This window comes from Staphylococcus sp. EG-SA-17 (assembly GCF_017151845.1).
Lineage (GTDB): Bacteria > Bacillota > Bacilli > Staphylococcales > Staphylococcaceae > Staphylococcus > Staphylococcus aureus.
This window is the reverse complement of the sequence record NZ_JACVZO010000014.1, coordinates 30490-50369: the sequence shown is the minus strand read 5'-3', so window position 1 is coordinate 50369 and position 19880 is coordinate 30490. Positions and strand designations below refer to the sequence as shown.

Genomic DNA, 19880 nt, shown 5'->3' with positions numbered 1-19880 from the left:
ATATTCATCTAAAAAATAGAACATTTATCAATAATATTGCTATAATAGTTACAAAACACTCATTTTTGGAGGTGCCTATATCGCTATGGAAATTAAACAATTAAGATATTTTATCGAGGTCGCTAAAAGAGAACATATCTCCGAAACAGCACTTGAACTAAACATTGCTCAATCAGCGATAAGCCGTCAAATTACATTATTAGAACAAGAACTTAATGTGTCTTTATTTAAAAAGCAAGGACGCAATATTACGCTCACATCTGAAGGAAAATTATTATTTAATGAAGCTCTGCGTATTATTGAACATTTAGATAGCACGATTGAACAATTTCAAAGCCATGGATTAACTAAAAATAAAAGTATCTACATTGGCTATGATGAGAGTGACGTATCCCACATGTTACTACCACTTATCCAAACGTTTCATTTACAAAATGATACACATGTCATCCCTAATTTATTAGAACATGACACAATTATAAATAGCGTATTAAATGGGAATATAGACATTGGTTTCACGGAACTTACACCAGAAATACGTAAACACAAACAATTACATATGCTACCTTTATTCGAAGAGCACTATCATTTATATGCGCCTTCAGACGATCCAATTACGATGGCGACACACCCACCATTAATTCAGTTTGAGCATAGTCATATTTATTGCTTGGCACCATTTGCCGAAACTGTAAAAAAACAATTGCGCAAGATTACTAAATCAGATGTATACACAATCAGTAGCCAACCACTTGCGCAGTATCTCCTTCGTCAAAAAGAAGGTTACATCATTTCATCACAAAATATACATTTACCAGAATCTAAATCATGGATAGATATAAAATTAGATCATACTGAATTAAAAAGAACGATATGTGCTATTACAAAGGAGCCTTATACAAAGAGTGATATTGGCATATTATTAACACTTATTCAGCAATTAATGACTAAAACGTCTACATTCCATTAAGTAATTCGATGCTATCAATGATGATTTTCGTTTTACACTTAGCAGTAATATCTTTGAAAATAAAAAATTAAGGGCGTATAATCACCATATTAATTCATTCATAGAATTGGGGTTTTGTTTTTGAAATATAGAAATTTATTTACAAAGCCATTTAATATAATTTTAGGTTTGTTCTGCATCGCATTCATTGGTGCTATTTTATTTACATTCAATAATGAGAACTTTTACAACAAACCAATTGGTCAAATTATAGATGTCAAACATGTTTCTTCGACACCTACAAAAGATGCACAAAATAATCGTGATATTAAATATAAAAATCAATTAAAAGTCAAAATATTAAATGGTCAATTTGCTGGAGAAACAACGACGATTAATCATCAGTACGTCAAATCACAAGCAGATTCTGAGGCATTTCGCACACACGAAAAAGTATTATTACATATTTCTAACAAGCCGAGTGATGCTTATATTATAGAAAAGAAGCGTGATACCTTAACGGTTATCATCACTGGTTTGTTCTTATTAACTGTATTATTGGTTGGTCGCAAAGTCGGACTGCAATCGATTTTATCGTTAATCTTGAATTCTATTGCCATATTAATCGCAATTTACATTCATATTCAACATAGCAATATTAATTTATTCTTACTCATGACCATTGCCATGATCTGTTCAACAGTACTCACTTTATTGCTCGTTACAGGCTGGCATATGCGTACACTCATTACCATAGCCAGTACAATTATCGGAACTTTTTTGAGTATAGGTTTAACAGAATTAATCATATATATGACAGATGGTAAAGGCATTAAATATGAAACGATGAACTTTTTATCATTACCACCGAAAGATATCTTCCTAGCCTCAGTGTTAATAGGTTCACTTGGCGCTATTATGGATGTTGCAATTACAATTGCTAGTGGTATGCATGAAATTTTACAGCGTACGCCACACATTTCAATGAGGAGATGGGCGCTTGCTGGGCGATACATCGGCCAAGATATTATGGGAACAATGACTAACATCTTATTATTCTCATATTTATCTGGTGCACTACCTATGTTTTTAATCTTTTTAAAAAATGCAAATACTGTGACTTATACTATTTCGATGAATTGGTCGTTAGAAATTGCGCGCGCACTAACAGGCGGTATAGGTATCGTACTTACAATTCCTATCACAATATTGTTTATGGAAATATTTGAAACATTAAGGAGGGCGAAACAATGAATGCTGTATTTATATTGGCGTTATTGCTCCTCTTTCTGATGATAATTTTCGGAGGTAAAAAGGGATTCATCTCTTATTTAACCCTATTTTTAAATTTCGCTATTTTAATTATTAGTATTGTGTTGATTATTTTTGGCGTACCGATTTATGTCGTCACATTCTTTTTCTGCATTATTATTGGCGCTTGTAATTTATTCGTACTCAATAGTTACAATGTTAAAACACAAGCTGCATTTATCAGCACTATCGTTACAACAATATTGTTGATTACACTCATTTATTTATCGGTCTACTTCGGTCATCTACAAGGCTTTTCAACCGAACAACAAGATGAAACATATGTGTATTCAATGAATATTGGCATTGATATGGTTCAATTTATGGTGTTCACTATTATTCTTGCTGTTATTGCAGCTGTGATAGATTTAACGATTACCATTAGTTCACCCATTTATGAATTGCATCAAGTGAATCCAACACTTACGCAATACGAATTATTCCAATCTGGCATGCGTGTTGGTAGAGAAATTTTAGCGACATCTGCGAACACGATTTACCTTGCCTTTTTTGGTGGCCAACTTGCTTTATTTATTTGGTTTTTCAAACTTAAATATTCATTTGGTCATATTATAAACTCGAAAATATTTGCTCAAGAATTTATTTCTATTATTTTAGGCGGTATTGCCGTTGCAATCAGTATTCCGATTACGGCTTGGATTACGGCATTTTTAATAAAAAGACCATCTCGACAGCGCAAAAATGATGAGTCTATCAATTAATCGCAACTAGCAATATAATTTAAGTTAAGCGACCTGTGGATATATGTCAATTGTTCACTAGGTCGCTTTTTACTATAGTAAATTGTCCGGTGATCTATAACAAAAAGCACCTTTATTCATCATTAATTGTTGTGATCGACGATGAGTAAAGATGCTTTTAAATTTAATTTATTTTATAGTTAACGCCATAATATGAACAGGTCTTCCGACGAACATACTATCTCCCATATATTGATATCCTTGTTGGCGATAAAGTGCCATGGCATGTGGATTGTCAGTATTAACCGTTAACACAATCTCATTAATACCCTGAAATGTTGAAGTGATAAATGACGCCAATTTTTCCATTACCACTTTACCTATTCCTCTATTACGATAACGTTGATCAACACTAAATGACCTGAAAAATACTGCATCTTGGTTATCGCTAAATGGTGCGACCCCTTTTCCACGATGTAATGTAAAAAAGGCCACACATTGCCTGCCATCCATTACAACGATGGGATACCTTTCATTATCAGACATTGCAGCTGTAATATTTTCCTCTGGCGTTTTAACAAACTTCAAATCACTTTCACTTAATTGAAAAGCTTCTAACATCGAATAATCTTGTGGGACATAATGTCGTAACATGATGGTGTCATTATTTGTCATGTTTACCACCATACGTTTCAATCCAAACTTTGACAGCAGGCGCAATCAACGCATCATTATCTTTATCCATCCAGCGTATATCCGTAATTTCATTATTGATAGTTACGTTTTCCCAATCGATTTTGGTTAATGCGCGAAATCCATTTAACTCAGTTAACATATCCTGTTGTGGATATGCAGGACCTACAATTGTCCCGATATATTCAATTTCATCCATTGTTAATGTTAAATTTAATTCTTCTTTTACTTCTCTTAACAGCGCTTGTACTTGTGATTCCCCTTCTTCTATTTTACCACCTGGGAAATAATACTTTTCGCGATTCCTTACTTGAACAAGCAATATTTTATCAGCTGTTTCTTCAACTAAACAGACACATTTAATCATCTTTGACACCCCAACTTTGTGAAATCAATTTTTCAAATTATACTGTACAATTATGTTATCATATATGAGTAGTTATAGCGCAAAACGTTAGCAATTCAGCGCACCCAACTTTTCATATAAACAGAAGATACTAGGGGGAATTAATATTATGGCAAAACGTTCCAAATCACAACGTTTATCAAGTTTACTAAATGTCGCAGGTTTCATAGTCGACGGCTACAATGGCTATAAATATCATGCTAAAAATAAAAAATTAGTATATCTTTCATTAGGTTTAAGCACTGTAGGAACCGTGTTAGACTTTTACATTTCAATTAAGTCACCACGTAAGTTCAAAAAAGCAGTGGCAGTTGTTACTTTAATAACAAACGGTGCTAGATTATTTACAAGCATTCGCAAAGTAAAGCATGAATACTAATTCAGAAAAGGATTGGTCGAACATAGAACATGAAGTTCATTCGACCAATCCTTTTTCATATACAAAAATTCCTATTACAACAATCACGACTTTGATAGCCCCGCCATAAAGTTTAGGATTCAATCCAACTTTTCAGCTTGTGAAATGTAATAGGAATTCATTATATATTTATATACGTAAGACTTTAGTGAATATATCTATAATTATTTACTTGGTAAGCTGGTACCGTTCTGTAAGTTAAAATACCTGGTGCAGCTGAATAGTTCATTTCTGAAACTAAAATACTACCATCGTTATTTACACGTTCTACAAACATAACATGACCATAGTAACCTACATCTGTTTGAGCGATAGAACCTACAGTAGGTCTATTGTCGATAGTGTAACCATCTGCTGCCGCTGCGTTATCCCAGTTATTAGCATTCCACCAATAAGTACTAATACCTTTACCAATTTCAGCACGACGATTAAATACATGATATGTACATTGACCCCATGTATATAAGTTTTGATGACTGAATACTGGTGTATTGTAACCTCTATTCGTAGTTGTTGCAGATGCTGAGTTTGAAGATGTTGCATTACCAGTTACTTTTAATTTTTGACCCGGATATATAAAGAAATTATTTAAGCCATTTAAGCTCATAATTTTTTGGTAAGTTGTACCATATTTTGAAGCGATTAATGACAATGAGTCACCTGCTTGTACTGTGTAGTATGATCCACCGCTTGAATTCGTTGATGGACGGCTACTATTGCTCGCAGAATTACTTGAGCTTGCAGTACCTGATACTTTTAATTTTTGACCTGGATAAATAAAGAAATTATTTAAACCATTAAGTCGCATAATGTTTTGGTAAGTTGTACCATATTTAGATGCGATTAATGACAATGAGTCACCTGCTTGTACTGTATAGTATGATCCGCCACCTGAATTTGTTGATGGACGGCTACTATTGCTCGTAGAATTACTTGAGCCAGATACTTTTAGTACTTGGTTTGGGAAAATTAGATTAGATGTTAAATTGTTTAATGACTTTAATTTAGCAATCGAAATCCCATACTTATTTGAAATTGCCCACACTGATTCACCCGGTTTTACTGTGTGAGTTGTAGCCGCATTTGCTTGAGTTGCCGCAACAGCGCTAATCGCGCTTGTCCCAATAATAGCTGCAATTACTTTTTTTTGCACTTTAAAATCCTCCTCTTGCTTAACTTTCCTAACATTCTTTTTATCCGAATTTATGAATACTACATCATTATACGATTTAATTATGTATAATAGGTTGATGTTTGATGACATTATGATTACAAAAAAATCATATACTGTATCATCAAATTTTATAATTACCCCTTAAAATTATTACAACTTATTAGATTTTACAATATCTAAATTATTACAATTTCATAATATTTCACTATAAAATGATTACAATCCCTTTCTCTATTGGAAATAATTTTATTGTCAAACAATAACGCCCTACAAACATAAGCATGAACTTTGCTTGTAGGACGCAATATTATTTATTTTGCTAATGACGTTTCTATTGCCTTAATCTCATCTTTAGATAAATTAACAGGTTTCTCTCCATCTTTGACATCTTCCTGCAACGCTTTTTGAGCTTCTTTTGAATGATACAATTCTACGATTTTAGCATATGTTTTGTTATCCAAGTCTTTGTCATTAACTGCAACAATATTAATATATGGCTTTACAGCATCTGAATTTGATTTTTCTAAAAATATCGGATCATTTTTAGGATCTTTACCCGCTTTAGTTGCTACACCATTATTAATAACTGCAATATCGACATCAGATAAAGCACGCGCAGTTTGTTGTGCATCTACTGCAGTAATTTTTAAATGTTTTGGATTTGACGTTATATCTTTCACCGTGCCTGCCAAACCGAAATCTTTTTTCAGTTTTATTAAACCAGCTGCTTCTAATAGTTTAAGTGCACGTGCTTGGTTTGATACATCATTTGGAATGACAACTTTAGCACCATCTTTAACCTTTTTGACATCTTTAATTTTATCTGAGTAAATGCCCAACGGTGCTAAAACTGTTGTACTTAATGCTGAAATCTTTGTTCCTTTATGTGCCTTCTTATACTGATCTAAAAATGCAAAATGTTGGAATGCATTCATATCAATATCACCATCGTTTAATGCTTTATTCGGTAAATTGTAATCGGAAAAGTGCTTAATCTCCACATCAATATCATCTTTTTTAGCTAATTCTTTAACCTTCTCCCAAGCCTTAGTATCATTTGATGCGACACCAATTGTTACTTTTTTATCATTGTTACTACCACACGCTGCTAATAATACAAGTGCTACGATAACTAACCCAATCAATCTTTTCATTCTATCAATTCCTTTCAAAATCTTCACTATATACCATTAATGTCTACGTATGAATCTAGCTAGAACATTCCCTAGCGTTTGAATCACTTGGACAATAATGACTAATACAATAACGGTAATAATAATGACCGTCGTATCAAATCTTTGATAACCATACACTAAAGCTAAGTCTCCTATACCACCACCGCCAACAGCTCCTGCCATCGCCGTACTTCCAATAAGTCCAATAATCGCAGTGGTAATTGCTAATACTAATGAACCTAACGCTTCAGGGATTAAAAAATATCTAATGATTTGTAGTGGTGAAGCGCCCATCGCTTTCGCCGCTTCAATAATCCCCTCGTCTACTTCCAATAATGAGTTTTCAACAAGTCTTGCAATGTAAGGTGCCACATATACTGTTAAAGGCACGATGGCAGCAGTCGTACCAATTGAAGTACCTACTACTAATTTTGTGAATGGCACAATCGCAATTAACAAAATAATAAATGGTAGTGACCTTAAAATATTGATTAAAGGATTTAAAACTTGATGTATCACTATATTGGGCCATATGCCTTGTTTTCGAGTAATTACCAATAAGACACCTAATGGAATACCAATCACTGCTCCTAAAAATAAAGCAATAGATACCATATATAGCGTTTCGTACAATGCTTGTAATAACTGTGCACTGTCTAAATCAGAACCAAACATATGTTAATGCACCTCCTCAAATTGAATATTTTTCTCTTTGAAATATTGATTTATTGCCGTGTCATCAAATTGTTGATCCATATTAAATCGAAGCCACATATAACATACGGTGTTACCTTGTATTTCTGACATAGATGAAAATAAAATTTTAACCTCTCTGCCACAAATTTGAATCAAGTCATTTATAATCGGTTGTGTCACCTGAGTTTCCTCGACGAAGATTTTATAATCTTTAAAATCGCCAACTTGTTCGTCATTCAATCGACGAATCAATGATGTACTTGGCTCAGTCTGTATAACTGTAGACACAAAATTTTGAGCAATCGTCGTTTTAGGATGACTAAACACCTCTTTAACAGTTCCTGTTTCAACCACTTGCCCCTTTTCCATTACAGCAACACGATTACAAATGTCTTTAATAACGCGCATTTCATGTGTAATCATCATAATTGTAATGCCAAAGGTTTGATTGACATTCTTTAATAACGTCAATATCGAAGCAGTCGTTGCTGGATCCAATGCGCTTGTTGCTTCATCGCATAGGAGTATTTTCGGATTAGTAACAAGCGCTCTTGCAATAGCCACCCTTTGCTTCTGCCCACCAGATAATTCATCAGGAAATTGGTCTTTTTTATCACTCAATCCTACAAATTCAAGCATTTCCGTTACTCGTTGCTTAATTTCTGTTTTGCTTTTCTTACTTAAAATGAGTGGCATTGCTACATTTTTAAATACGGTAGCTGAATTTAATAAATTGAAATGCTGAAATATCATACCGATATCTTTTTTTATTTCTCGCATGCCTTTTTCACTATAATTCGTAATATCATGTCCATCTACAAGCACTTGACCACTTGAGGCAGCTTCAAGATGATTCACGAGTCTTACCAACGTACTTTTTCCAGCACCACTGTATCCAATCACACCAAAAATATCATTGCGATTGACCTTAAATGATACATCTTTTAAAGCATGTATTTTTTGCTTCTTTTTATTAAAGGTCTTACTTACCTGTCGAAACTCAATCATCATCGCCCCTCCTACAAATTCTTATTAATCCACTAGGAATAAGAGCATTATATGTAAAATTGCATATATCGTCAATACAATTTGCCGAATTTTCTAAAAAATTAAAAAATAAGCAATTCATGTGACAATGATGAATTGTGAGGCTACTATGACATTTATCGAATTAAATGAATAAAAATGACCAGCAATCCTCCACAACGCAATTACGAAATATTAACATCGCACAAAAAAGCACTAGCATATTCAAGAACAACAAACGTTGAACTCAAAATATATGCCAGTGCTGCTATTATTTATAACGTATCTAGTGCTTGTTTTAAATCATCCACTAAATCTTCAGTATCTTCAATACCTACAGAAATTCTTACAAGTCCGTCTGTAATACCTTCTTTAGCTCGAATATCTGCTGGAATGGATGCATGTGTCATCAGTGCAGGTACTGAAATTAAACTTTCCACTGCACCTAAACTTTCAGCTAATGTGTAATACGATGTTGCTTTAATCAATTGTTTGGCACTTTCTGTATCTTTCACTTCAAATGCAATCACACCTGTATGGCCATCAGCTTGAGCCATATGGACATCATGATTTAAATGACTTTCAATACTTGGATGGAACACTTGTTGCACAGCTGGATGTGCTTGTAACATTTTAATAATTTCAATAACACTGCGATTAATTTGTTCCATACGTAAACCTAATGTTTTAATACCCCTCACAAGTAAATAGCTATCTTGAGGTCCTAAAATGCCACCTGTTGAATTTGAAATAAATGCTAAACGTTCTGCAAGCTTGTCATCCGATGTTGCAACTAAACCAGCAACGACATCACTATGTCCACCTAAATATTTCGTTGCAGAATGTAAAACAATATCGATACCTAAATCTAATGGATTCTGATAATAAGGTGTCATAAATGTGTTATCAACGACTGAAATCAAACCGTGTTCTTTCGCAATTTCAGCAGACTTTTTAATGTCAGTAACACGTAATAATGGATTAGAAGGTGTTTCAATAAACAACATCTTTGTTGTTGGGCGTATCGCTTGTACAATTGAATCTGTATGCGTTGTATCTACAAAATCCACTTCAATGCCAAATCGTGTAAATACTTTTGTCAATGCGCGATAAGTACCGCCGTATACATCTGAATTTAAAATAATATGATCACCTTTGTCCAACAGCATAACAACTGCACTGATTGCTGCAACACCTGAACTAAATGCAAAGCCATGTTTGCCATTTTCTAATGCCGCAATAACGCTTTCTACAGAACTTCTTGTCGGATTCGCAGTACGAGAATATTCATATCCTTGACGTAAATCACCAATATCATCTTGTAAATATGTACTTGTTTGATAAATTGGTGTAGTAACTGCACCTGTATAGTCGTCCGTTGTGTGTCCACCGTGAATTAATTTAGTTTTCTTATTCATAATCATTCTCCTCATAATTAAATATTTGCTTAGACATATATCGATCGCTACCATCTGGAAATACGACAACAATCGTACCTTCAGATAATTGCGCTTTTAAATTCAATGCACCTTGTAATGCTGCACCTGAAGAACTGCCTACTAACAACCCTTCATTTATAGCCAAACTTTTGACATTTCGAAAGGCATCTTGATCTTTAATCGTAAATATCCCATCTACAAGACGTCTCTCTAAAAATATCGGCCATTTCTCAGAACCGATACCTTCAGTGTCATGTGCATGAGCTGGCCCTCCATTTAACACGGACCCTTCTGGCTCAACGGCATAACATTGCACGTGATGTTGCTTTAAATAACGTGCGGTACCTGTAAATGTACCGCCAGAGCCAATACCAGCCACAAAATAATCAATTTGCTGTAATGCTGAAGTCAATTCGGGTCCCAATGTATGAAAATATGTATCCGGATTATGTTCGGATTCAAATTGATTCATATAAACGGCACCATATTTTTCAGCATAGGAACGTGCAGCTAATTGTGCCCCATGCATACCTTCAGACTGACTCGTCCTTGAAACATCTGCACCAAGCGCTATCATAATATTAATCTTTTCTTCTGAAAAACCATACGGCGCAAAGATCTTACATTTCAAATGATGTCTATTCGCTGCAATAGCTAACCCTATGCCTGTATTACCAGCAGTCGCTTCAACAATAGTTTGACCTGCACGCACACGCCCTTCTTGAATTGCCTTCTCTACTAAATATTTCCCGAGTCTGTCTTTAACACTGCCTCCAGGATTCCATTGTTCAAGCTTGGCATAAATTTTAACTTTATCATCACTATAATGTTCTAACAGTACTAATGGTGTATTGCCAATTAAATCATAAGTAATCATAGATGCACCCTCATCTGACATGCCGATCAAATGAATGAAACCTTTCTTCATATCTCAATTTTAATTCTTACTTTTCAGATAAGAATTATAAACGACATTTTGTTATTTTGCAATTATCTAAGTTTCGATTAATTCAGAACCAGTACTAACTTTTCAATTCCAAACAAAAAAACACCTGATCAACACAAATACTTGTGTGTCAGATGCTTCTATATATTAACTAAATAATTGCACGATAAAGACTAAGATAATAACGACAGGCATCGCATACTTAATTAAGTAATACCAACCACTGAATAATCTAAATCGATCTTTACCAAAATATTGTTGTAATAATTTTTTATCTAATAATTGTCCTACGACAAGCGTAGTACCTAATGCGCCTAATGGCATCAATACATTCGAAACGATGAAATCCATATTATCAAAAATCGTTCCCGCACCGAATCTTACATCTTTTAAGATACCAAAAGATAAGGTTGCTGGAATACTAATGATAAATACTAAAATACTACCGATCACTGCGACTTTTTTACGTTTTGTATTGTCATTCTTCGTGAAGTTAGAAACATTTAATTCTAATAAAGAAATAGATGACGTTAAAGCCGCAAATAAGAACAGCACTAAGAATCCCAAATAGAATAATGTGCCTAGATGCATTTGACTAAAGACCATTGGCAGTACTTTAAATAATAATCCAGGCCCTTCTTGTGGTTCATAGCCAAAACTATGTAACGCCGGAAATATAGCTAGACCTGCCAATACAGATACAAAGATATTCATAACAACGATAGAAATAGCTGATGACTTAATCGTCATGTCTTTAGAGGCATAACTCGCATAAGTAATCATACCTGTAGTTCCTAATGATAACGTAAAGAATGATTGGCCTAGCGCAAACAAGATACCGTCAGCAGTAATCTCTGATACTCTTGGTTGTAAAATAAATTTCACACCTTCTAAGGCACCATCTAATGTTAAAGACTTAATCACAATGATGATTAAAAAGACAAACAGCAATGGCATCATAACTTTCGATGCCTTTTCTAATCCTTTTTCAACACCTAACATGACAATAATCATCGTAGCGAATATGAATATACCTTGCCCTAGAACAGTTAACCAAGGATTTGATATTACCGCTTCAAAATTCATTTCTTGGAGATGATTGATGCGTTGAAATATAACTAATTGCCATAATACTTGTCCGATGTAAATGACAATCCAACCACCGATAACACTATAGAAGCCAAATAAAATAAACACTGCCAAATTACCGTTCCAGCCAATGATATTGAGCCATTTTTTACCAGTTAATTTACTATATATTTGTGTTGTATATGTCCGTCCCATTTTCCCAACAGTGAATTCCATAATGAGTAATGGCAACCCAACAAAAATGGTGAATATTAAGAACATAGCTAGAAAGGCACCGCCGCCATAAATCCCTGCCATATATGGGAATTTCCACATGGCACCAAGACCGATTGCAGAACCCGCACTAGCTAAAATAAATCCAGTTGATGACTTCCATTGTGATTGTTGTCTTTTCATCATTCGCATCTCCTTTAAAGCGTTAAAGCGTCTACGTGTTTAAGTAACACTCTAACATGTATGTAAATAACATGCAATACACCTGCATCAAATTTGTTTCATTAGTACGGTAGCACCTGGATTTATCATAATATAATCAACTCTTGTAATGTGTTGTCATTACGCTACATTAAATTTTCTGGTTCAACGCTGTATACGTACGCCAATATCTCGCCACATACAACACCATCTATATCCCCAACATCTCGCCACATAACAACTTCAGGTACAATGCCCATAAAATTTCCACGACATCACACTACAAATTAACTTTAGCTAAGTTCCCTATACTATCACGCCACAAAAAACACTCAAATGACAAATATAATAACATCGTCACTCAAGTGTTAATTTTTAAAATCTTCAATTATGTTAAAGCATTGAAAAAGCGAATAACATTTTCTTCTAAAATATCTCTGCCTTCTCCATGCGTCATTAAATGATGCGAATCCTTCAGACCATTTAATTCTTTGTCTACTGATCCTAAATGTTCATAAATAAAATGTGCACTTGTTTCATAGGATGGCGCATCTTTACCACCAAATAATATATTAGCTGGCATTTTAATAACATTTAAATTTGTCATGATATCATCAATAAAATGTTGAAACTTCGTAATTTCACCTTCATAATCATCAATTGCTGCTAATTGCGCACTCGATGCTTGCTGATCTAAATTTAAAATATTCGACATGCGTTGACTATAATAAACTAAATGTTCTATTAAGCCATCGTCACTCTTTTCCTTTGGTGCTGACATGACAGCGATACGTTTCAAAGGATAGTGTTGCGCCAATTTTAATGTCATTAATCCACCTAAAGACACACCCGTTGCACTGATAGATTCATAACCTTCATTGACTAAAAATTGGTAAGCTTTCTCAACTTCTTCCCACCAATCATCTACATTATATGTCATGAAATCTTTCAACAGTAAGCCATGACCTGGATAATTCGGTGCATAACAACTAAATCCTTGTGCATTTAACTCAGCTGCAAGATGCTTCACATCCCGATTTGTACCTGTAAATGAATGTAATAATAATATCGCATGTCCATTTGTGCCTTTTAAATACGATGGACTCGGTGTTTTAATTCTCATTTTTCTATATACCTCCACTATGTCTAAAGATGTTTGCTAAACGCGTTGTCGTCGATGATTAATAAAGTATGGGTATACCATTAAGAATAACGCTACCCAAATGATTGCTAGTGACGTGCCGCCAATGACATCTGAAAAGTAATGCGCATGAAAATAAAGGCGACAAAATAATATGCTAAGCCATAATATTCCCATAACTAGCGCACTCAACACTTTTGTTATTGTCTTAGCAGCAAGTGAAATAATTATGATCATTAAGGCGAAATATAATAATGTGCTGGCGTTGGAATGTCCACTTGGAAATGAAAAGCCTGTATCAACGGCTAAATGATTATATGGTCTTGGACGTAAAACAGTATCTTTAATTAATTTGTTCATGATGACGCCTGAAACCAAATATGTCACAAACCAAACCGCTAAATGCCTCTGTTTAATAAACAGTATGATTGTGATGATAATGGAAATCAACACGACACCTTTGACATCTCCAATTTCCGCACTAAACGTCATATAGTAATTAAATAAATTGTTAACATACTGACGTTGTGGCTCACCGAAATAATCTGTAAACCATGTTAATGATCCCATATCTATATTTTTAAGCCATTCTTGATTTGTCACTACACTGTAAAACATACCTATAAATACAATCAGCGCGATTAAAAATAAAGGCACTGTCATTTTCGGTGATGTTAATTTTTTATCTATCATCTTACAATCTCCTCGTATCATCATTTTCATTTTACAAATGTTATCCATAATATCAATGTGCCACAAATTTCACTTTACCGACAATATCAAAATTATAAAGTTCATATTGTTATGTATATTGCAAATAAAACATTGTATAATTGAAATAACAATATTTTGCTATTTTCAATTTAGTACGATTTATAGTTATTATACAGAGGGGGTAAGGCGTATCAATAGAGTTATTTTTGTCTATATAGCGTTAATCATTACATTAGTTAGATTCTTTACCCCTATTCATCCATCGTTTTCAAATTTGATTTACTGGATATTTGTATTATATTTTATTCCTATTATACTATGCGTTATCGGTTTCAAGGCCGAAAAACTTATTGCAACAATGGTCATTATACCTAATTTTTTAGGTATACTTTATCGATTATATGCATACGTCACACATATACTCTTTATGTAAAAGGATAGTGGGCATGTCTCGCAACAAATATGCTTGCGTTGACTTGTCACCATTCGCAAATTTTATGACATACGCCTTTCACGGGCTATATTCAGACCCACGCATTCATCCACGTAATAAACACATCATATAATAGAAAAACAGCACACCCAAATATATGGCGTTGCGCTATTTAACCAAGCATACTTCTATAGCTTTAATAAGCCAGCAGAAGCATACCTAACCTTCTTAAATATGCTTTTCCAAATTATCCTCAAGTTTGAATACGATAATACGTTCACCTGTAACTGTACTTAAATCACTGTGGAAGCTCATCACTTTGATACCTGTAATTTTAAGAATGATATCATTCAAATCTTGCTCACCGGATTCAACTAATTCAGAACGTGTTCGTTTAATATTTAATAATCCTTCATTCGTACTACACACACGATATTCTGCTGGCGTTAAGATACCTTGTAAACTAATAATCACCATATCTCTTAAAATGTCTGATTTAACTGACAAGGAACCTCTGCCAAGGAAATCTTTTTCCCATTGCGTAATGGCTTTACTGATTTCAGCTTCGATTTCACCTTTCGTTCTTTTCATATCACTAACTCCAATAATATTAAAATTGATTACTTCATCTTTGTATCGTTATCACGACATCAACTATTACATTAAGTTTATCATTTTTAGTATATTTTAAGAAGCTAGAACATTGTAGATATGATGATATATTAGTTACTTAGCATCGCAACATATCATCGTTAAATCCAACTTTTAAAACGCCCTTCCTCATTAACGCTCATTAAACGCAGCCAATGATTAGACACCTTCCTAGCGAAATGGTCATTATTCGCGAGTAGTCTTGCTACAACATAGTCGGGTGCCTGAACAACGACAAGCAAACGAATTGGCGAATGATACATCGTTCGATCAGCAGCCATAACAGATTGCCATGATAAGCCATACATCAGATCACTCGCATTACCTTGCATGACACCAACACCTGACGTGACGGTTTGTGTCGCTTTATTCCCACTTCCGTAAAAATGCGGCGCAACTGTCGACGCATAATATTGTAAATTAATCCATTGTGCCACAAGTGCCGGACCAGAAATGATGGTATTTAACAATGTGCCATCTTTATCTTTACGCCAATCATAATTGTGTAAAAATGTCCGCCCTTCTAAATCAATGCCTTTTGTTAATTGGCGTCGTCCAATTATAAATGATGCATTTTTAGCCAAGCCCCATTCTGGACGTACCTCACTCCAATCACTCGCAAACCGCTGCGCTTCTTCCACTGGATGATTCACACGACCAATCGTTGGCAGTTTGTCCAAACGTTCGCGATTCGCGTGTTCAGAAATCATCGGCATCGCGTCATTCAATGATTCATATGCATCTAGAGCTAAAGCTGATAATGTGTCTGGCACATATACCCATGCCAACGTATCAGTAGACGTATGATGTTCTGCTGCCGCAAAAACAGTTGTCTCCGGAATTACTACGCCTGCTTGTTTTAATCCTTGTCTGACATTTGGACGATTACATATCATCGCTAATAACTTAGCATTAAAACCGCTTGATGCGCCACCACAAGCCCCACATTCAAGTGATGCATGATGTGGATTATTATGAGAATGACTAGCATGACCTGCTAACACAACGAACGGCGCAAATGCTTCGGTTAAATCCATCAATTTCAACGCTTGTAACGCGAAATCAATTTGCTCTTGCTCAGTAAATCCAACAGGTAAGTCTGATGTTCGGTCAAACTCACGATCAATCGTTAACTTTGTTTCAGGCTTTTTCAACCATTTTTGTTTTATTTTTTGTAAAGACGCGCGACTTTTTCTAGGCATAATCGAATTGACAATGGTACTCAAGCTTAAAAATGGCCCACTTAATTCAGGCAATAACAGACTAGGCATGACATTATTTTTCATCAATTTAAATGTGTAAAACATCGATGACATTGTCTGTTGCTGTTGTCGATAAACATTCATATCGTAGCGGTCTGCAAATTCTTTAATGCGATATGCCGGCGGTACTATGACAGGTAATGAATCATGTTTGAATTGTTCGTCTACGGCATCTTTTTGAATAGGTAATCCAAAGAAACCTGCAATACCAATCGTTTCAAAGGGCCCTGCCGCTTCGATATGTCTACGAAATGGTTCTGAACGAACATCTATACAAAATGCAATTTGCGCTTTCGTTGATGTGCCCATCTGATTTAGCTCGCTATTATTTTCATCAACTGCTTGTGTGTCATTTAACAATACTGAATGTGGCTGATTAGCGTTATCATTTTCTGAGACATTTACTTGGTTTACATCTAATGCGCCCGCCACACTCTCATGACCTGCTTTAATTTTTTGTTTTAACTGAGATTCGTATGTCATTTCCCAGGCAATTAGCCATAAATTTTTAAATACATTTTTATTCATAGTTGCTGCAAAATGAATAAACGTTTGAATTTCATTGACGTCATGTTGTAGTAATACATCGCTAGGCATATCACTGTAGTAACACCATGATGCAACAGTTTGCTTAAACCAATTTTCCGATCTACTTTCACAATCTTTAGTGACTGACTTAAACTCATCACCAACTAGCAATTGTTCGACAACTAACCGAATGGCCAAATAATCCGTTAACAAATGTTGTTCAAAGTGATGCTGTTGTGAACGGTAATACAACATACCTGCCCAACCCGGTAACGCCAAAAGATGTCCTTCAACACAAGCTTGGTAGTCTTCCTGCGCTATTGAAAAATGAGTTAATACTGACTCTATCGTCATTTCAGGATCATTGGGTAAGCCTTTAATCACTTGGCGCTGTGCTTTAGTAAAACTATGGTCATGTTGCGCTAAATGCAACCATGCATGGTAAAAACTTTGCTCTCGCTTCGGCATTGTCCAACTCGATAGAAATTGATCGATATAAAGTTTCGTCCATTTAATCATTTGACGATTCACTTGTTCGCTAAGTGGCTCACCTTGTTCATCTATTATTGCATCACTCATCGGACGTACATCATAGTGATGATATGATTCAGCCATATCACGTTTTGATTTTTCTAATAGTAGATCAGCAACAACATCAACATTTGAATGATTCATATATGATGTAGGTACGTCTTTTAATGTTTTAATGTTATCAATATAAAGATTGATGTAGTGTTGCGGGATATTGTAGTGATGTTCAAGTAACATATCAGTAACAAGTTGATTAAAGACACTTTCGTCTAATTCACCACGTGCCACAGCACTTTCTATTAATGCTTTATTTGGAAAAATATCCACATCTCGAACATCACGTAACCATTTTGCAACATCTTCAAACGTATCCGCTTCTAATCCTTCCCATGGATTTCGTGCTGCAAAAATCGAAATTGGTGATAATGGTGTAATAACACGTTTCGCATTTTCAATGACTGAATTGATATTTAACTGTGTTGTCATACCTTTCACCTCCTATAAATACTTCTTCAAATAATTCGGATGACTTTCTATCGCTTTCGAGCGTGCTTCACCTAGATTAACTAACCACACGTACAATACCGCAAAACCCTTAGAGTATCGATGACGCGCCACCCAAATACTTAATAAACTACCAAAGATTAAAATGACAACACTAATGATGACACTCACTGTAGGCGGTGTTGTCGCATGTGTTGTTATATTTCGCAATACATCGTAAAAATAATTATGTGTGATGATGTAGATAAATGTCACAATTGCAATCAAAATCATGCCAACAAGACGTGCCATGCGCCCTTTACTAAAGGCTACCATCTGATTCCAAGATACAAGTAATGACCATGCTAGAATGAGTGCACTTAACACTTCATATGCACTTCTGTCACTACTCATCCAAAATAGAAATGCCACGATAATAGCTAATACACGTCCCATGACAATCCAGCCATAAGCGTCTTTAGCAGATGCTTGTTTTGGAATATTGAATCGCTTCACGATAGAACCTGATTGTAAAAATAATGTTGCTTTAAAAATACCGTGCAATATTAAATGAATAATCGCTGCTGAATATACACCCAATGCACATTGAACTAACATAAAGCCCATTTGACTCATCGTAGAGCCCACTAATTGGCGTTTATAGTCAACTTGAACTAAGCTAATACCCGATCCTAACAATACAGAAATACTAGAAAGGATAAGTAATAATGATAACGCAAATCCATTATCAAATATCGGCGCAAAACGAGTTAGAATAACACCACCTGCATTCACAATTCCTGCATGCATAATTGCCGATACTGGCGTTGGTGCCGTTACAGATTCAATCAACCATCGATGAAAAGGAAATTGTGCTGCCGGTATCATGACAGCTAATACAAGTAGTACATTCGTCAACAATGACCATGTCGAATTAGACATATGTTGAGGCACGCGCCACTCGCCAGTCGCAATATAAATAGTTACAATTGCTCCAACGAATGCAAGCCAACCACATAAAAATGTCATACTTGATAATTTCGCAGACTCACGTGGCACTTTCCAAAAACGATTAACGTTCATCAGCAATGTTAAACATAATAATGTCATACCCCAGCAGAGTGCCATCAGTCTTAAGTCTTCAGACATCCATGCTAAAGATGCAAACGACGTAATCGCAGTGAACAATGGAAAGTAATGTCTATAATGATGATCACCTAGTAAATATCGCATTGAAAACTTTTGAATAATAAAGCCAAGCGCCATTACAAAGCCAGCTAATAACCAAGATAAACGATCTATTTTAAATGGACCTAAGACATGTTGACCATGAATACCGAAAAAGCCAATGACTGCAAATAATACTGGCATGACTAGTATGTATAAATGTAATTTAATATATCTCATTGGCATAACTGGTGCTAAAAACAACAAGCCACTTATCAATGCAATGATAAGCGCAATAACAAACAGTGAAAATAGCAATTGAAAACTTAACACTGCATAACCTCCTTATTTCTAATCTCTCGCATAATTGCTTATGTATAAAAATAAAAACCTACAATAGTAGATTCTGTACATAATGGCAGAAAATTTACTATTGCAGGTTTCAGTTTAACTAGACACTGCATCACGGTACGTTGATATACCTTGTTGCAGTGTTCTCTTTAAGCGTGCTCCCATGCACATATGTATATAAA

20 protein-coding genes are annotated in these 19880 nt (G+C 34.9%); 5 read left to right on the top strand and 15 right to left on the bottom strand.

What is annotated here, in order from left to right; genetic code table 11:
* Window positions 1-85: 85 nt before the first annotated feature.
* The 3 genes from gltC (at window position 86) to IDG65_RS08315 (ending at window position 2982) form a co-directional block, all read left to right on the top strand.
* On the top strand, window positions 86-970 hold the full coding sequence (gltC, locus tag IDG65_RS08325) for a glutamate biosynthesis transcriptional regulator GltC (protein WP_000403914.1): 885 nt from the start codon (window positions 86-88) through the stop codon (window positions 968-970).
* Between the two features lie 114 nt (window positions 971-1084).
* On the top strand, window positions 1085-2203 hold the full coding sequence (locus IDG65_RS08320) for a YibE/F family protein (protein WP_014667684.1): 1119 nt from the start codon (window positions 1085-1087) through the stop codon (window positions 2201-2203).
* Window positions 2200-2982, top strand: coding sequence for a YibE/F family protein (locus tag IDG65_RS08315; RefSeq protein WP_000994678.1), 783 nt, complete (start codon window positions 2200-2202; stop codon window positions 2980-2982). The genes IDG65_RS08320 and IDG65_RS08315 overlap by 4 nt, the downstream gene beginning before the upstream one ends.
* Window positions 2983-3150: 168 nt before the next feature.
* Here the strand turns inward: IDG65_RS08315 and IDG65_RS08310 are convergent, their stop codons facing one another.
* Both IDG65_RS08310 and IDG65_RS08305 read right to left on the bottom strand, forming a co-directional pair.
* Entirely contained in the window at window positions 3151-3636 is a 486-nt protein-coding gene (locus tag IDG65_RS08310) for a GNAT family N-acetyltransferase (protein ID WP_000183671.1), read from the bottom strand.
* Window positions 3626-4021 (bottom strand): NUDIX hydrolase, encoded by a 396-nt coding sequence (locus IDG65_RS08305; protein ID WP_000588529.1) that lies wholly within the window; start codon window positions 4019-4021, stop codon window positions 3626-3628. Before IDG65_RS08305 ends, IDG65_RS08310 begins: the two co-directional genes overlap by 11 nt.
* 148 nt (window positions 4022-4169) lie before the next feature.
* On the opposite strand from IDG65_RS08305, the gene IDG65_RS08300 reads away from it, so the two are divergent.
* Window positions 4170-4439, top strand: coding sequence for a hypothetical protein (locus IDG65_RS08300; protein ID WP_001129473.1), 270 nt, complete (start codon window positions 4170-4172; stop codon window positions 4437-4439).
* A gap of 184 nt (window positions 4440-4623) precedes the next feature.
* On the opposite strand, the gene aaa is transcribed toward IDG65_RS08300, so the two are convergent.
* The 10 genes from aaa to IDG65_RS08250 all read right to left on the bottom strand — a co-directional run bounded on the left by aaa (window position 4624) and on the right by IDG65_RS08250 (window position 14271).
* Window positions 4624-5631 carry an autolysin/adhesin Aaa gene (gene aaa, locus IDG65_RS08295; protein ID WP_001170272.1) on the bottom strand — a complete coding sequence of 336 codons (1008 nt, stop codon included), beginning with the start codon at window positions 5629-5631 and terminating at the stop codon, window positions 4624-4626.
* Between the two features lie 332 nt (window positions 5632-5963).
* Window positions 5964-6806, bottom strand: coding sequence for a dipeptide ABC transporter glycylmethionine-binding lipoprotein (gmpC, locus tag IDG65_RS08290; protein WP_000825530.1), 843 nt, complete (start codon window positions 6804-6806; stop codon window positions 5964-5966).
* Window positions 6807-6842: 36 nt separating this feature from the next.
* Window positions 6843-7502: a methionine ABC transporter permease gene (locus tag IDG65_RS08285; RefSeq protein WP_000467994.1), complete on the bottom strand. Its 660-nt coding sequence runs from the start codon at window positions 7500-7502 to the stop codon at window positions 6843-6845.
* 3 nt (window positions 7503-7505) lie between these two features.
* Entirely contained in the window at window positions 7506-8531 is a 1026-nt protein-coding gene (locus IDG65_RS08280) for a methionine ABC transporter ATP-binding protein (protein ID WP_000569292.1), read from the bottom strand.
* Window positions 8532-8824: 293 nt separating this feature from the next.
* Window positions 8825-9967 carry a bifunctional cystathionine gamma-lyase/homocysteine desulfhydrase gene (locus IDG65_RS08275; protein ID WP_001036646.1) on the bottom strand — a complete coding sequence of 381 codons (1143 nt, stop codon included), beginning with the start codon at window positions 9965-9967 and terminating at the stop codon, window positions 8825-8827.
* Window positions 9960-10865: a PLP-dependent cysteine synthase family protein gene (locus IDG65_RS08270; protein ID WP_000634098.1), complete on the bottom strand. Its 906-nt coding sequence runs from the start codon at window positions 10863-10865 to the stop codon at window positions 9960-9962. Before IDG65_RS08270 ends, IDG65_RS08275 begins: the two co-directional genes overlap by 8 nt.
* A gap of 216 nt (window positions 10866-11081) precedes the next feature.
* Window positions 11082-12419: a sodium-dependent transporter gene (locus tag IDG65_RS08265; RefSeq protein ID WP_000828722.1), complete on the bottom strand. Its 1338-nt coding sequence runs from the start codon at window positions 12417-12419 to the stop codon at window positions 11082-11084.
* A 164-nt stretch (window positions 12420-12583) separates the two neighbouring features.
* Entirely contained in the window at window positions 12584-12697 is a 114-nt protein-coding gene (locus IDG65_RS08260) for a hypothetical protein (RefSeq protein ID WP_000513419.1), read from the bottom strand.
* Window positions 12698-12825: 128 nt separating this feature from the next.
* Complete coding sequence (locus IDG65_RS08255) at window positions 12826-13560, bottom strand: alpha/beta hydrolase (RefSeq protein WP_001220805.1); 735 nt, start codon at window positions 13558-13560, stop codon at window positions 12826-12828.
* Window positions 13561-13596: 36 nt separating this feature from the next.
* Complete coding sequence (locus tag IDG65_RS08250) at window positions 13597-14271, bottom strand: phosphatase PAP2 family protein (RefSeq protein ID WP_000565817.1); 675 nt, start codon at window positions 14269-14271, stop codon at window positions 13597-13599.
* Window positions 14272-14308: 37 nt separating this feature from the next.
* Here IDG65_RS08250 and IDG65_RS08245 point away from each other — a divergent pair, with 37 nt between their 5' ends.
* Window positions 14309-14725 carry a hypothetical protein gene (locus IDG65_RS08245; RefSeq protein ID WP_001805684.1) on the top strand — a complete coding sequence of 139 codons (417 nt, stop codon included), beginning with the start codon at window positions 14309-14311 and terminating at the stop codon, window positions 14723-14725.
* 228 nt (window positions 14726-14953) lie between these two features.
* On the opposite strand, the gene IDG65_RS08240 is transcribed toward IDG65_RS08245, so the two are convergent.
* The 3 genes from IDG65_RS08240 to IDG65_RS08230 form a co-directional block, all read right to left on the bottom strand.
* On the bottom strand, window positions 14954-15316 hold the full coding sequence (locus tag IDG65_RS08240) for a Na-translocating system protein MpsC family protein (protein WP_000831496.1): 363 nt from the start codon (window positions 15314-15316) through the stop codon (window positions 14954-14956).
* 161 nt (window positions 15317-15477) lie between these two features.
* Window positions 15478-18183, bottom strand: a complete 2706-nt coding sequence (locus IDG65_RS08235) for a DUF2309 domain-containing protein (protein ID WP_052997666.1) — start codon at window positions 18181-18183, stop codon at window positions 15478-15480.
* Window positions 18184-18195: 12 nt separating this feature from the next.
* On the bottom strand, window positions 18196-19680 hold the full coding sequence (locus IDG65_RS08230) for an NADH dehydrogenase subunit 5 (RefSeq protein ID WP_000948298.1): 1485 nt from the start codon (window positions 19678-19680) through the stop codon (window positions 18196-18198).
* Between the last annotated feature and the right edge of the window lie 200 nt (window positions 19681-19880).